This is a genomic window from Pseudoduganella ginsengisoli (genome assembly GCF_009720865.1).
Lineage (GTDB): Bacteria > Pseudomonadota > Gammaproteobacteria > Burkholderiales > Burkholderiaceae_D > Rugamonas > Rugamonas ginsengisoli.
Genome location: NZ_WNLA01000001.1, coordinates 1 through 15113, shown reverse-complemented (window position 1 = coordinate 15113; position 15113 = coordinate 1). Strand labels below are relative to the sequence as shown.

Here is a 15113-nt window from a genome sequence, read left to right as displayed (position 1 = left end):
TCATGATTATGCGCATTAGCACCAGGACGATTTTCGATCACGGCAAGAACCAGCTGGCGTCGCTGCAGACGAATATGTCGAGAATCCAGCAACAGCTGTCCACTGGCCGTAAAAACCTGGCGCCGTCCGATGATCCGATTGCCACGGCCCGTGCGCTGGAAATCACGCAATCGCAATCCGTCAATACGCAGCTGGTGACAAACCGGCAAAATGCCCGCTCGTCGCTGTCGCAAGAGGAAGTGGCGCTGTCCTCCACCACGTCGCTGCTGCAAGACGTGAAAACCCTGGCAGTAAATGGCGGTAATGGTTCGATGACCAACGCAGACCGCGGCATGATCGCGGTGGAACTGGAAGCGCGCTTGACGGACTTGCTGGGTATTGCCAATACGGCCGATGGCGCCGGCGGCTACCTGTTTTCCGGCTACAAAGACAGCATTCCCTTTGCCCGTACATCGACCGGCGCCATTTACCAGGGCGACCAGGGCGAGCGCACGCTGCAGGTGGGATCCACGCGTACACTGGCCATCAGCGATTCCGGCTCATCGATTTTTGAAGCGAACCCGACCGGCAATGGCACCTTCCAAACCGGCGCCGATCCCGCCAACGTGACGCGGGGCGGCAGCGGCATTATTTCGCCCGGTTCCGTGACGGATGCCAATGCCATCACGAACCACCAGTATGAAATCAATTTCAGCCGGACTCCAGGCTCGCCAGGTATCCCCGACACGGTCACGTACACCGTCACGGATTTGACTTTGGGCCAGCCTGTTCCACCGAATCCGAATCCACCCGACCCGATTCCCTACAAGAGCGGCGAAACCATTGCATTTGACGGGCTGCAATTTGAGATTCACGGCAATCCGGCAGACCAGGACAAGTTCACCGTCAATCCCAGCAACAAGAAATCCATTTTCGAGACCTTGCAAGACGTGATTACTGCATTGCGCTCGGATGCGACGGGGGAAGTGGGGCAGGCCAAGCTGAATAACCTGCTGAACTCGGCCAATGCGAATATCGACAATGCCATCGATAACGTGCTGTCGGTGCGCGCATCGGTGGGCGCGCGGCTGAAAGAAATGGATTACCTGGACAGTGCCGGTGAAGACTTGAATATCCAGTACGCGTCCACGTTGTCGGACTTGCAGGATGTCGACACCATTACCGCCATCTCGAATTTCACGCAGCAGCAAATCAGCCTGGAAGCTGCGCAAAAGTCGTATAAGACGTTGACCAGCCTGTCGCTGTTTAATTTCATCGGCTGATCACAGCCAGCTTGAACTGCAACGCCCGGCGCACTTCACCAGTGCGCCGGGCGTTTTGCTTTGTGCTCCGAACCATGTAAAACGGGGCCGCAGCCCCGTTTCGTCTTACTTCGCGGCCAGGATGCCTGGCGGCGGTTCACGCCGTTTCTGGTCATCCGTCAGGCTGGCGACGGTGCTGTTGCCGCTGTCTGCAGCGCGGTCCGCATAGCTGCGCAGTTCGCGCGCCAGCAAGTCGACCCCGGCGGCCAGGGTAGCCGCCGTGGCCGGCGCCGCGGCATTCCAGGCCAGGCTGCCAGCCGTACTGCCGGACTCCGCAGCAAAGCCGGACATCGCTTGCGTCAGCGAGCTGACCTGGTCACGCAAGGAACCTGTGCCATCATTGCGGCTGGTCGTATACCAGACGTCCGCGACACCCCGCTGCAAGCCATCCGTCGTAATGAAGCTGCCGCGCATGCCGATCCAGTTGCCTGCATCTTTTTCGCTGACGCTTTGGGCGCCGGTGGCAATGCTGGCCACACCCGCGTCGGCCAGTGAACGCAATTCGCCTGCCTGGCTGACGCCATCGGCATTGCCATCGACCCACACGCGCAAGTCACCGTAGACGGCATCTTGGCTGTCAATGACGCCATCGCCATTGCTGTCCAATTCGGCCAGCGCAGCAAAGCCGTCGCTGGCATGCTTGCCATTGGCCAGGATGGTCGAGGTGCCGAACAGCTCGCCGCCATCATTGATCGTGCCATCGTGGTTGCGGTCCAGGGCCAGCAAGCCATCGCCTTTGCTTGCCCAGCCTGTCTGTACCTTTTGGCCCGTGCCAAACAAATCAAACAGCACACCGCGGTCGAACGAAATGGTTTCAATGCCATCGCCCGCCAGGTCCAGCTGCAGTGGGCTGCCCAGCGGCGATGCATCTTTTTGTTCCGTCGTCAGCACGGCCAGTTGCGCCGTCGTAAAGGCTTTGACTTGCGTTGCCGAGAAGCCGGCAAATTCCGCAGCCGTCATGTTGACCAGCTGGTCCGTCGTCAGCACGGCTACTTGCGTTGCCTTCAGTGCGCGGATTTGCGACGTTGACAGCAAGCCGATCAGGGCCGTGCTGATGGCGGCCACTTGCGTGGTAGTCAGCAGCGCTACTTGCGCCGACTTCAGTGCCTGGAAGTCCGCCGCTTCAATGGCATTGATTTGCAAGGTGGACATGGCGTTCAGTGCACGCACCGACAGCGCATTCAGCTGGGCGCTGGTCAGCATGGCAATTTGCGCGGTGCTGAAAGCAGCAATGGCTTGCGTGCTCAGCGCGGCAGCCTGGTTCGTGCGCAACGAGTCGATCTGGTCGGCATTCAATACCGACGCTTGCAATGTGCTGAGCGCGGCAATTTGCGTGGACGTCAGGCCCGCCAAACTGCTGAATGCGCCCAGCTGTACCGTGGACAGCGCAGCAATTTGTGCCGTGCTCATGCCGGCCACGGTGCGCGTGCTCAGCGCAGCCAGCTGGTCATTGCTCATGGCCATAATATGCTGCGACTTCAGCGCCGCCACTTGCGACGAAGACAGCGCGGCAATGTCGTCCAGCTCGATGGCGGCCACTTGCGTGGTCGACAGGTTAGCCAGCGCCGATGCCGACAGGGCCCGCACTTGCAGCGTCGACAGGCTGGCAATTTGCTGCGTGGTCAGCGACGATACCTGGCGCGACGACAGCCCGGCAATCTGGGCCGTACGCAGCGTGTCCATGTGCGTCTGATCCAGCGAAGTCAGCTGCAGGGTGGACAGCGCATTCAATTGCGTCGTCGTCAAGCCGCTCAGCGAGTCCAGCGCCGCCAGCTGGCTGGTGCTCAAGGCATTGACCTGCGACGTCTTCAGCGCAGCCAGTTGCGTCGTTGTCATGGCCGCGACCTGGCTATTGGTCAAGCTGCCGATCAAGTCGGTACGCAGTGCCGCCACCTGGGCCGTCAGCATGGCCGTCAAATCTTCCGCGTCCAGCGCGATGATTTGCGCCGTGCTCAAGCCATTCAATGCCGTGGCAGTCAGCGAGCGCACCTGGCCGGAATTGAGCATGGCAATTTGCGCCGAACTGAGGTACGACAGCTGGCGGCTCGACAGGGCAGAGAATTGCGACGTGCGGATGGTGGCCAGCTGGCTTTCGCCAATTGAGCTGATCTGGTCGCTGGACAGGGCGCCCAGCTGCGTCGTGCCAAAGCCGGACAGGCTGGACAGTGCGCCCAGCTGGCTGCTCGACAACGCGCGCATCTGGCTGGTCGTCAATACGCTCAATTGCGCGGAATTCAGCAAGCCCATCTGGTCAGTTGACAGCGACTGGATCTGGTCGGTGGACAGGCTGATAAACTGGCTTGTATTGAGCGCCAGCAAATTGTCGGCCGACAGGGCGCGCAATTGCGTGGTAGTCAAGCCATCCAGCGCTTTTGACGTCAAGGCGCGGAATTGCTGCGTATTGAGCAAGCTGATTTGCGCCGTGGTCAGCCACGACAGTTGCACGCTGTTCAACCCGGCGATTTGCGACGTGCGCAGCGTACTCAGGTGCGCTTCATCCAGCGACATCAGCTGCGTGCTCGACAGACCGAACAATTGCTTGGTCGTAAAGCCTTGCAAGCTTGTCAGCGCAGCCAGGTTGGCCGTGCTCAATGCCGACATTTGCAGGCTGTTCAGCGCGCCAAGCTGCGGCGACGTCAGCGCGCCCAATTCATCGGCGGTCAGCGCGGAAACCTGATCCGTCCGCAGCGCGGCAACTTGCGCCGTCAGCAGGGCAGCCAGGTCGTCCACGTCGAGGTGGGCAATCTGGAATGTATTGAGCGCGGCAACCGCATCGGCATCGATGGCGCGCCATTGCGCCGTGTTCAGCGCCGACAGCTGGGCGGTCGTCATGGCGGCAATCTGGCGCGTCGTCATGGCGGCCAGCTGGGCACTGCGCAACTGTTCCAGCTTGGCGCTGTCCAGCGTGGCAATGCGTTCGGTCGGCAATGCCGCCACTTGCGTCGGCGTCATGAAGACCAGCGAATCGAGCAAGTTGAATTGCGTGGACGACAGCGCCGCCATTTGCGCGGTGCTCAATGCGCTCAACTGGTCGGAACCCAGCGCTTCCAGCTGTGCCTGGCTCAATACTGCCAGTTGCGCTGTCGTCAGCGCGCGGATTTGCGCGGTGCGCATGGCGCCCAGGTCTTCCGCTTCCATCGCGGCGATTTGCGTCGTGGTCAGCGCGGCAATCGTGCGGCTAGCCAGCGCGCGCACTTGTGCCGTCGTCAGTGCGGCAATTTGCAGTGTATTGAGCACGCTGGCCTGCACGGAACTCAGTTGGCCAATACCAGCCGACGGCAAGGCTGCCAACTGGGCGGCCGACAGCACGCCCAATTGCGACGTGGTCAGTACGGCAACCTGGTTCGAGCGCAGGGCGGCCAAGTCAACTTCTTCCATAGCGCCAAATTGCGTGCTGGTCAGCGCGGCCAGCGCACGTGTTGACAGCGACTGGAATTGTTTGCTGTCCAGTGCGGCCACTTGCGCCGTGTTCAGGATCTGCAATTGGCTGGTGGACAGTGCACCCAGCTGCGCGGAGGTCAACGTCGCCAGACGGTCGCCGCTCATCGACGCCAGCTGGCTGGACGTCAGTGCGGCAATTTGCGCGCTGGCCAGGCCAGCCAGCGTACTCAGCGATCCCAGCTGCGCTGTATTCAGCACGGCAACCTGTGCCGACGACAGCGCGCGCACGGCAGTGCTGGACAGGCTGGCAACCTGGCTCAAGGTCAGCGCCGCCAATTGCGTACTGGTCAGCGAGCGCACTTGCATCGACGTCAGCGCCGCCAAGTCTTCATTTTCGATTTGTGCAATTTGCGTGGCAGTCAAATTGCTCAGCGCGCGCGTACTCAGCGCGGCAAATTGCCTGGTCGTCAGGCCGACGACCTGGGCTGTCGTCAAGGCAGCCGATTGCAGCGAATTGATAGCGGCAATTTGCTGGGTATTGAGCAACTGCAGGTCTTCCACCGTCATGGCGGCAATGCGCGCAGACGACATGGCGCTGATCATTTGCGTCGTGTAGTCGGAAATCCGGCCCAGCGACGCCATTTGCGTATCGGACAGCGCTGCCAATTGATCAGGCGTCAGCGCAGCAATGCCCGTGCTGGTCATGGCGCGCAGCTGGTCTGTCGTCATGGCCGCAATTTGCACCGTATCGAAGCTGGAAATCTGGCGCGAGCTGAGCGCTGGAATATCGCTTGCTTCAATCGCGGCAACCTGGTCCACGGTCATGGCTTCAATCGCCTTGACGCTCAGTGCGCGGATTTGCGCGCTGCTCAACAGGACGATTTGCGCCGTGGTCAGGCCCGTCATTTGCATGCTGCCCATGCCGGCGACTTGGCGGGTCAGCAGCGATTGCAAATCGGAATCTGTCAACAGGGGGATCTGGTCGCTGGTCAACATGCCGACCTGGGCCGACGTGAGGCTGGTCAGCGTGCTCAGCGCCGTCAACTGGTCGCCCGTCAAGACCGTCAATGCAGCCGAACCCATGGCGGCGATTTCGCGGGTGGTCAGTTCGACCAGCTGGGTCTGCGTCAGCGCTTGCGCAAAGGCGCTCGACAATCCCGCCATCTGGCTGGTCGTCAAGACCGCAATATCTTCGTTTTCAATGGCCGGGACTTGGTCAGATGTCAGCGCATTGAGCAAGTTTTTCGGCAAGGACGCTACTTGCGAGGTCGTCAGCGCACCTATCTGGGCCGCCGAGAAGAAGGCAATCTGGTCCGTATTGAATGCGTTCAACTGGGTGGTGCGCAGTGCCGCCACCTGCGTCAATGTGATCGCCTGGATTTGTGTCGACGTCATGCCGGCAATTTGCGCCGTACTGATCGGACCCAGCGATGACAGGGCGGCAATCTGGTCTGACGACATGGCATTGAGCTGTACCGAGCTCAGCGCGGCAATTTGCTGCGTCGTGAAGTTGCCCAGCTGCGACACCGTCAGCGCCATGATCTGGTCGGTAGTGAGCGCAGCAATCTGGCGCGTCAGCATGATGGCGATATCGCCATCTTCAATCGCGGCCACTTGCGTCGCGCTCAGCGCTGCCAGGGTAGACGTCGACAGGCTGCGGATTTGCGCTGTATTGAACGTTGCAATATGTTCAGTGGTCAGTGCGCCTACCTGCAGGCTGGTCAAGCCGGCAATCTGGCTGCTCAGCAAAGTTGTGATTTTGCTGACGGCGAGGACACTGATTTGATCCGTCGTCAGTGCAGCCAATTGGCGGCTCGACAGCGGCGCCAGCGACGACAAGGCATCCAGCTTGGCTTGCGTCAGCGAGGCAATTTGCAAGGTCGTCAGGCCGGCCACTTCCTGCGTGGTCAAGTTGGCGAACTGGATCGTCGACAGGCCCTCGATCTGTTCGGTCGACATGGCGGCCAGTTGCGCCGTGCGCAGCGCCACCAGGTCCGCTATTTCGATGAACGGCAACTGGTCGGTGGTCAGCGCCGTGATTTGCTTGGTCGTCAGCGCCGCGTATTGCTGCGTGGTCAGCGCTGCAATCTGATTGCTGGTCAGCACTTGCAGTTGCAGGCTAGTCAGTGCCGCCACCTGGCTGGTGCGCAACGTGGCCAGCGTCGCGTCGGACAGCGATGCAATCTGGTCGGTGGTCAGCGCGGCAATGGCGGCCGTCGTGAACGAGGAAATCGACGTCAGCGCCGCCAGCTGGTCCGTTGTCATGGCGGCTTTTTGCTCGGCGGTCAGGCCGGCCAGCTGCGACGTGGTCAGGTTGGCGATTTGCAGCGTGGAGAGGGCGGCAATCTGGTTCGTCAACAGCTTGTTCAACTGGTTCGAACGCATGCCGGCCAGGTCGCTGATTTCAATCGCTTGCAACTGGTCGGAGCTCAATACTTGCAGCGCGGCCGAGTTGAGCGAGCTCATCTGCGCACCCGTCAGCGCAATGACCTGGTCTGTCGTCAGTGCGGCAGCCTGCTGGGATTGCAATGCGGCGATCTGCGACGTTTTCAGCGTTTGCAGGTCGGCCGTATCGATCCCGGCAATCACATTGGACGTCAGTACGGCAAATTGGCGCGTCGTCAGCGCAGACAGGCTGGACAGGGCATTCAGCTGGTCCGTGGATAGCGCGGCCACTTGTTCCATGGTCAGGCCGGCAATCAGCGCCGTCGTCAGCGCAGGCAACTGGTCCGTGGTCAGCGCGGCAATCTTGTCGGTGCCCAGCGACGCCAGCTGGCGCGACGTCATGACCGCCAGGTCATTGGACTCGATGGCGGCAACCATGGCAGTCGACAAGCCCGCCAGTGCGGCAGTCGACAGTACTTTCATTTGCGTGCCGGACAGGGCAATGACCTGGTCGGACGTGAACGCGGACAACTGGTCGGCATTGAGCGCCGCCACCTGGCTGGTTTTCAGGGTGGCGATGCTGTCCGTGCTCAGGGCGGCAATCTGGTCGCTCGTCATGGCGCCAAACTGGCGCGACGTCAGGGCTGCCAGCGATTGCAATGCAGCGAGCTGGGCTGTGGACAGTGCGCTGATTTGCAAGGTCGTCAGCGCGGCTTCCGAGGCCGTGGACAAGGCGGCAACCTGGTACGTCGACAGCGCGGCGATTTGCGCCGCCGTCAATTTGGTCAGCTGGGTGGACAGCAGGGCCGCGATATCCTGCGTTTCAATCAGTGGGATCTGGTCCGTGCTCAGCGCCACCAGCGCCGACGACTTCAAGCCCTGGAACTGGCGCGTCGTCAGTGCAATCAACTGGTCGCTGTTCAGCGCCAGCACCTGGTCGTCCGTCAGCGCGCCGATCTGGCTGCTGGTCAACGTCACCAGGTTGCGCGTCGACAGGCCCGCAATCTGGTCAGTCGTCAACACGGCGACCTGGCGGCTCGTCATGGCAGCCAAGGTGGACAAGGCTTCCAGCTGTTCCGTCGTCAGTGCCGCCACTTGCGTGGTGGAAAACGCGGAAATCGCCGTGCTGTTCAGCGCGTTGAACTGGTCCGTCGTCAGTGCGGCAATTTGCTCTGACCCCAGTTTCGCGATCTGGTTGGTGCGCAGCGCGGCGATGTCGATGGTTTCAATCTGGCCGATTTGCGCCGTGCTCAGGCGCGACAGGAAACCGCTCGGCATGGCGGCAAACTGGCTGGCCGAGAAACCAATGATCTGGTCGCTGGTCAGGCTGGCCACCTGGTCTGCCGTCAAGGCATTGAGTTGGCCGCTGCTGAAGCCGGCCAAGTCCTGGGTTTCCAGCGCCATGATCTGGTCGCTGGTCAAACCGCGCAATTGCGTGGACGTCAGGATGGCCACTGTATTCAGTGCATTGAGCTGGTCCGTCGTCAGGACGGCGATCTGGGCCGACGTCAGCGCACGCAAGTCGGTGGACTCAAACGCCAGCATCTGGTCAGTCGTCAGCGCCGCCAGCTGGGCATCGGTCAGCGCCGTCACTTGGCGCGACGTCAATGCGGCAATATCGCGCGTTTCAATCGCGGCAATTTGCGCCGTCGTCAAATTGGCGATGGTGCTGGAGCGCAGCGCCGCCACTTGCGCCGTGGACAGCGCAATGATCTGGTCCGTGCTGATCGATGCCAGTTGATCGTCCGACAGGGCGGCCAGCTGCGCCGTCGTCAAGCCGGGTATGTCATCCGTCTCAATGGCGGCGATCTGGTCCGTCGTCAACATCGCCAACGACGCCGGCAGCATGCCATTGATTTGCTTGCTGGTCAGCGCAACGATGTGATCGGTGGTCAGCGCCGGAACTTGCAGCGACGTCAACGCCGCCAGCTGGCTGCTGGTGAGGGCGGACAGCGCCGTGGTTGACAGCGTATTGATTTGCGACGTGCTCAGTGACGCCAGCGTGCTTTTGCTGATGGCGCCAATTTGCAAGGTGGTCAGTACCGCCAGCTGGTCGCTGGTCAAGCCCATCACTTGCGTGGACGAGATGGCGCCCACTTGCGCGGCGGTCAGCGCCATGACGGCATCGGTCGTCAGCCCCGCCAATTGCTGCGATTGCAGCGACGCCACTTGCGCGGTGCGCAGTGCGGCAATGTCTTGCGTTTCCATGGCGGCCAGCTGGGCTGTACCCAGCGCGCGCAATTGCGCGGTGCCGAGGATGCTGACTTGCAAGGTCGTCAGGGCAGGTAACTGGTCGCTGGTCAGTACAGCCAGGTCGTCTGAACCCATGGCGGCCACTTGCAGCGTGGTGAACGCCGGCAATTGGTCCGTGGTCAACACCACCATTTGTTCCGTCGTCAGGTCACGGATTTCCTCTGTCGTAAAGGAAACCAGCTGATCCGTCGTGAACGCGACGATCTGATCAGTTGTAAAGGTTGGGACGATGGAACTCATGAGTTTTTTCTCCTGGGCGGCTCAACCATGATACACCAGGACTTTCTCCATGGAAATCAATTGATTGCACGTGGTGCTTATTTACTGGGCGACCGCCGGTGGAGCTTGATTAAGCACAGGCACCGGCTGTGGCTCACGCGCAACCCATGTGCGCGGCAATTCCCTGACCTTTTCTATTCCCTGCATAAACAGGTTTTCCAGCGGTGTGCCCAGATACGGCAACGTTGTTGCTATTACAATAAAACCTACCCCCAGCGTAATGGGGAAACCAATACCAAACAAATTCAATTGCGGCGCGGCCCGTGTCAGCACGCCCAGCGCCACGTTGACAATCAGCAGCGCGGCTACGATGGGCAGCGACAATTGCAAACCTGCCGTAAATATCCGCGCTCCCCAGTCAGCCACCTGCTTGAATCCGCCGCCGTTGATGGGCATGCCCGAAACCGGCAACGTCTGGAAACTTTCCGCCAGCGCTGCCAGCAAGACCAAATGCGCATTGACAGAAATAAATGCCATTGTAGCAACTAGCGCAAGAAATTGGCTGATGGCCGACGATCGCCCCTGGGTATTCGGGTCAAAAAACGACGCAAAGCCCAGGCCCATGGTCAGGCTGCTGATTTCACCAGCCATTTCAATGGAAGAAAACACGATCCGCACGGTAAAGCCCATGGCGACACCGACTAGCATTTCCTGCACCAGGATCAGCAAACCCGCATACGACATCGGGTCGGCAGCCGGCAGCTTGGGCACGTTAGGCGCAATGACCAGGGCCAGCAATACGCCCAGCGAGACTTTTACCGTAGTAGGAACACTGCGGTTGCCCAGCACGGGAGCAGCGGTAATCAGCCCTAGAATGCGCGCAAGCGGCCACAGCAGCGAGGCGATCCATGTATTGATATCGGCGCTGGACAGCGTAATCATGAGGCTGTCAGGAAACTTTTTTGTGTCATGGACAGGTCAACCGACCAGGCCGGGGATGCCTGTGAAGACTTGCCGCATGTAATCGAGCAGCACGGACAGCATCCATGGGCCGGCCACGACCAGCGCGACAAAGATGCCGACCAGCTTGGGAATGAAAGACAGCGTGGCTTCATTGATTTGCGTGGCGGCCTGGAAGATGGAAATCACGAGGCCGATGACCAGCGCCACCAGCAACAGCGGGGCCGCCACCATCAAGGTGACTTCCATGGCCTGGCGGCCCATCGTCAAGACGCTTTCAGGAGTCATGTCAGTAGAAACTTTGAGCCAGGGAACCCAGCAGCAATTGCCAGCCATCGACCAGCACGAACAGCATCAGCTTGAAGGGGAGCGAAATGACGGCAGGCGACATCATCATCATACCCATCGACATCAGGACGGACGCCACCACCATGTCGATGATGAGGAAGGGGATGAAGATGGCAAAGCCGATCTGGAACGCGGTTTTCAATTCACTGGTGACGAATGCGGGCACCAGCACTTTCAGCGGCACGTCTTCCGGGCCTTGCAGCGCCGGCGTGCGCGACAGCTTGACGAACAGCGCCAGGTCAGCCTGGCGCGTCTGTTTCAGCATAAAGGTTTTTAATGGCGCGCCGCCCCGTTCCAGCGCTTCCTGCATGGTGATCTTGTTTTCCTGCAAAGGCAGGTAGGCTTCCACATAAATCTTGTCCAGCACCGGGCTCATGACGAACAGCGTCAAGAACAGCGCCAGGCCGACCATCACCTGGTTCGGCGGCGCCGACTGCGTCCCCATGGCCTGGCGCAGCAGCGACAGCACGATAATAATGCGCGTAAAACCCGTCATCATCAGCAGCACGGCCGGGATGAAGGTCAGCGCCGTCATCAAGATCAGCGTTTGCAGCGACAAGCCGTAATTCGTGGCGCCGCCGCCGGCCGGGGTACTGGTAAAGGCAGGAATCGTGGGTTCCGCCGCTGCCAGCAAAGGCAGGGCGGCAGCAGTGGCGGCAGCGATGGCGGCCAGCACGCGTGGCGCGTAGCGTCTGGTCATGCTTTGCCGCCGTTGCGTTTTTCAATGGTTTGCTTGAACCATTCGGCGAAATTTGCGCTCGGCAGCACGTGTGCCGGCGATGGTGGATCGATTTCAGCTTCCTGGCGCGGCATCGTGGCCAGCGCATTCATGCGGCCGGGCGACGCGCCGACAACGATCCACTGTTCACCCACTTCCACGACCAGGATGCGCTCGCGGGCGCCCACGCTCAGCGCGCCCACCAGTTTGACATTGGCGCTGCCGGTAATGGTTTTCGGGCCATATTTCTTCAGCAGCCATGCCAGGCCAACCAGCACGCCCAGCACGACCAGCAGGGAAAACATGGTTTGCAGCAAGCTGCCGCCCGCGGTGGGCGCCTGCATTTGCACGGGGGCGGCAGGACGGGCGCCGGCCAGCGCGGCTTGCTGTTCCGGTGTTGCGGCGGGAGCGGGAATGGAAGCGGGGGCGGCTGCAGCGGCGGGGCTATCGTTTGCTGGTGTGCCGGCGGCAGCGGGAACCGCTGCGGCAGCACTGGCGCCGGAAATCGCGCCCGATGCAGTCTGCGCCGCCAGCGATGGGGCGGCAGGCAGAGCCAGCGTGCACGCCATGGCCAGCGCTGCGATGCCCGCATGGCGGGCGAGGGAAGACGTGCTGTTCGATACTTGCGTCATTTATTCAATTTTCGGATGCGTTCGGATGGGGTAATGATATCGGTCAAACGAATACCGAATTTATCATTCACCACCACCACCTCGCCCTGGGCAATCAAACAGCCATTGACCAGCACGTCCATCGGTTCACCGGCCAAACCATCGAGTTCCACCACCGAACCCTGCGCCAATTGCAGCAAGTTCTTGATGGCGATCTTGGTACGGCCCAGTTCCACCGTCAATTGCACAGGGATATCGAGAATGAAGTCGATATCGTTGTGGGTTTCGGTTTTCGATGGCTGCTTGGAAAAGTCCTTGAAGACCGCTGCCTGGGCTGCCTGCTGGTTGGCCAGCGCTTCCGCTTCCGCCTTGGCTTGTTCGGCAATCGCGGCGCCCCAATCATCGTCGAGGCTTGCGTCGTCGTCTTGATTATCCGACATGATCTTTTAGCTCCTTATTTTGCATTCATGCTGTCGGAATTCGCCAGCAACTTCTCTACCTTGAGCGCGTATTGTCCATTCAGGACGCCATATGTGCAATCGAGCACCGGCACGCCATCCACGGTGGCTTCAATGGTTTCCGGAATATTCAACGGAATGATGTCGCCCACGCGCATGTTGAGGATTTCATCGAACGATACATTGGCCGTCCCCAGCTTGGCCACCAGTTCCACTTCCGCAATCTGGATTTGCTGTGTCATCAGGCGGATCCAGCGCTTGTCGACTTCCAGCGCTTCACCCTGCAGCGACGACGTCAGCGCATCGCGGATCGGCTCGATCATCGAGTACGGCATGCAGAAGTGAATTTGTCCGGACACGGAACCCAGTTCCACGGTGAACGTCGACGCCACCACCACTTCATTGGGCGTGGCGATGTTGGCAAATTGCGTATTCATTTCAGAACGGATGTACTCGAACTCGACCGGGTACACGGGTTCCCACGACTTGGTGTACGCCTCGAACACGATATCGAGGATGCGCAAGATAATGCGCTGTTCCGTTTGCGTGAAGTCACGGCCTTCAACGCGGGTGTGGAAGCGGCCATCGCCGCCGAACAGGTTATCCACCAGCAGGAACACGAGGCCCGGGTCGAATACCATCAGCGCCGTGCCGCGCAGCGGCTTCATGTGGACCAGGTTCAAGTTGGTCGGCACCACCAGGTTACGGATGAATTCACTGTATTTCGATACGCGAACGGAGCCCACCGACACTTCCGCGCTGCGGCGCAGGAAGTTAAACAGCCCGACGCGCAACAAGCGGGCGAAACGCTCGTTGATGATTTCCAGCGTCGGCATACGGCCCCGGACGATACGCTCTTGCGTGGCAAGGTTGTATGTCCGGACACCGGTGACTTCTTCAGGTGTGGCGATGTCGTCCTGATCGCCGTTGACCCCCTTCAGAAGGGCGTCAACTTCTTCCTGGGAAAGAAAATTATCCGCCATGGCTTTGTCGTAATACTAACGGTTGTTACTGAATGATGAATGACGTGAACAGCACTTCGATAACGTCTTGCTCGTTGCCCCTGCGTTCAAACGGTTCCTTGATTTGCTCGAGGATTTCTTCGCTCAATTGCTGCTTGCCTTCCGGCGTATTGATTTCCGACGCGCGCTTGCTGGACAACAGCAACAGCACGCGGCTGCGCACCTTGGCCATGTTGTTCTTGATGACATCGGCATCTTCCTGGCCGGCCACCTGCAGCGTGAATTGCACTTGCAAATACTGGTCGCCGTTTTCCGGCTGCAAATTGACGGTGAACGGTTCGATCACCACGTAAGTGGGCGGGCCGACTTTGCCGCCTTTTTCTTTCTTGCTGGATTTCGAAGGCGCTTCGTCATGGCCGCCCCCGCCTTTCAGCATGAAAAAGGCGCCGCCGCCACCGGCAGCCAGCACTGCAACGAGGCCGCCGATAATGATCAACTTCTTCTTGGAGTTGACCGGAGCGGCCGCCTCGACTTTCGGCTCCGCCTTTGCTTTGGGATTCGCTTTCAAAATAACCCTTGCCTGCTGAAATCAATCAAACCATCAATGTCGGTATTATGGCACGCATGGGCATCAGGCGAAGGTGTCGACCGCGCCCAGCACTGTGCGGCGCGGCGCCGGTGTGGCGTCGTTGCCGATATTCACGCCATCGCCGTTGCCACCCTGGCCACGGCCGCCACGGCCATTGCCGCCATTACCCTGCTGGGCCGCCCGCGCCTGGTCAAATGCCTGTTGCTGGCCGGACATTTCGGCCGATACCGTGGCGCTGCCCAGCTGGATGCCTGCCTCGCTCATCATTTCACGCAGCCTTGGCAGGGCCGCTTCCAGCGCTTGCCTAACTTCCGGCTGGGCGGCGGTAAAGCTGGCGCTGGCCTGGTCGTTCGACACGTTCAACACCACTTGCATCGGACCCAAATCTGGCGGATTCAGCGTCAGCGATGCGCTTTGTTCGCCACCGGCCACCATCCACACGACTTTCTGGCCCAGCTGCTGGTCCCACGCCGTGGTGCCGACCCGCGCCGGCAACTGATTGGCGGCGACGGCTTCGGCTGCTTTGGCAGAGGCCAGCTGCGCCTGCGCCACGGGGGCCGGGACGCTGGCCGCTGCATTGGCTTCCACGGCGCGGATGGCGGGAGCGCGGCTTTCCTGCGTCCGCTCCACCCCAGCTGGCTGGCGCAAGTCGGGCTGGACTTTGGCGGCAGCGCCCGCGCCGGTATCGGCGTTCGTGTCGGCCGCTTGATGGGCTGCCAGCGCGGCGCTGAAATCGTTGACTGCGGTGGCATGGCCGTCTTGCGGTGCACTGGCCGCGGCTGTGGCGGTTGTTGCTGCCGTGTCGGCTGGCTTGGCGTCCGGCAGCGCTGCGGCCGGTTGCGGCAGCGCCGTGCCGGTTGCCGTGGCGGGCAGGGCGTCTTTCGCTGCCGGTGCAGTTGCCGTGGCCGTTGCCGCCGGTTCGTCGGCA

The 15113-nt window shown here is 60.7% G+C and carries 10 protein-coding genes; 1 reads left to right on the top strand and 9 read right to left on the bottom strand.

The genetic code is table 11. The features are described from left to right. Positions 1-2 precede the first annotated feature (2 nt). The gene (flgL, locus tag GM668_RS00050) at positions 3-1262 is read left to right on the top strand and encodes a flagellar hook-associated protein FlgL (protein WP_155436902.1); all 1260 of its coding nucleotides are present in this window, start codon (positions 3-5) and stop codon (positions 1260-1262) included. A 105-nt stretch (positions 1263-1367) separates the two neighbouring features. On the opposite strand, the gene GM668_RS00045 is transcribed toward flgL, so the two are convergent. From GM668_RS00045 to GM668_RS00005, 9 genes are all read right to left on the bottom strand, one after another. After that, complete coding sequence (locus GM668_RS00045) at positions 1368-9560, bottom strand: SPM autocatalytic domain-containing protein (protein ID WP_155436901.1); 8193 nt, start codon at positions 9558-9560, stop codon at positions 1368-1370. Positions 9561-9641: 81 nt separating this feature from the next. Then, positions 9642-10481, bottom strand: a complete 840-nt coding sequence (fliR, locus tag GM668_RS00040; protein WP_155436900.1) for a flagellar biosynthetic protein FliR — start codon at positions 10479-10481, stop codon at positions 9642-9644. A 36-nt stretch (positions 10482-10517) separates the two neighbouring features. Then, entirely contained in the window at positions 10518-10787 is a 270-nt protein-coding gene (gene fliQ, locus GM668_RS00035) for a flagellar biosynthesis protein FliQ (protein ID WP_155436899.1), read from the bottom strand. Between the two features lies 1 nt (position 10788). After that, positions 10789-11547 carry a flagellar type III secretion system pore protein FliP gene (gene fliP / locus GM668_RS00030; RefSeq protein WP_155436898.1) on the bottom strand — a complete coding sequence of 253 codons (759 nt, stop codon included), beginning with the start codon at positions 11545-11547 and terminating at the stop codon, positions 10789-10791. Beyond that, a complete protein-coding gene (gene fliO, locus GM668_RS00025) occupies positions 11544-12197 on the bottom strand; it encodes a flagellar biosynthetic protein FliO (protein WP_155436897.1) in 654 nt (217 codons plus the stop codon). Before fliO ends, fliP begins: the two co-directional genes overlap by 4 nt. Further along, a complete protein-coding gene (gene fliN, locus GM668_RS00020) occupies positions 12194-12616 on the bottom strand; it encodes a flagellar motor switch protein FliN (RefSeq protein WP_155436896.1) in 423 nt (140 codons plus the stop codon). The genes fliO and fliN overlap by 4 nt, the downstream gene beginning before the upstream one ends. A 14-nt stretch (positions 12617-12630) precedes the next feature. Continuing rightward, positions 12631-13617 carry a flagellar motor switch protein FliM gene (fliM, locus tag GM668_RS00015; protein ID WP_155436895.1) on the bottom strand — a complete coding sequence of 329 codons (987 nt, stop codon included), beginning with the start codon at positions 13615-13617 and terminating at the stop codon, positions 12631-12633. Positions 13618-13642: 25 nt separating this feature from the next. Continuing rightward, positions 13643-14164 (bottom strand): flagellar basal body-associated protein FliL, encoded by a 522-nt coding sequence (gene fliL, locus GM668_RS00010; RefSeq protein ID WP_155436894.1) that lies wholly within the window; start codon positions 14162-14164, stop codon positions 13643-13645. Between the two features lie 63 nt (positions 14165-14227). Then, the coding region (locus GM668_RS00005; RefSeq protein ID WP_211923330.1) for a flagellar hook-length control protein FliK at positions 14228-15113 on the bottom strand (886 nt) is incomplete at its 5' end.

Excerpts from the sequence above, each read along its gene's own strand:
- GM668_RS00045 (WP_155436901.1), bottom strand. The coding sequence starts at position 9,560 with ATGAGTTCCATCGTCCCAACCTTTACAACTGATCAGATCGTCGCGTTC.
- fliO (WP_155436897.1), bottom strand. The coding sequence starts at position 12,197 with ATGACGCAAGTATCGAACAGCACGTCTTCCCTCGCCCGCCATGCGGGC.
- fliM (WP_155436895.1), bottom strand. The coding sequence starts at position 13,617 with ATGGCGGATAATTTTCTTTCCCAGGAAGAAGTTGACGCCCTTCTGAAG.
- fliR (WP_155436900.1), bottom strand. The coding sequence starts at position 10,481 with ATGATTACGCTGTCCAGCGCCGATATCAATACATGGATCGCCTCGCTG.
- fliQ (WP_155436899.1), bottom strand. The coding sequence starts at position 10,787 with ATGACTCCTGAAAGCGTCTTGACGATGGGCCGCCAGGCCATGGAAGTC.
- flgL (WP_155436902.1), top strand. The coding sequence starts at position 3 with ATGATTATGCGCATTAGCACCAGGACGATTTTCGATCACGGCAAGAAC.
- fliN (WP_155436896.1), bottom strand. The coding sequence starts at position 12,616 with ATGTCGGATAATCAAGACGACGACGCAAGCCTCGACGATGATTGGGGC.
- fliP (WP_155436898.1), bottom strand. The coding sequence starts at position 11,547 with ATGACCAGACGCTACGCGCCACGCGTGCTGGCCGCCATCGCTGCCGCC.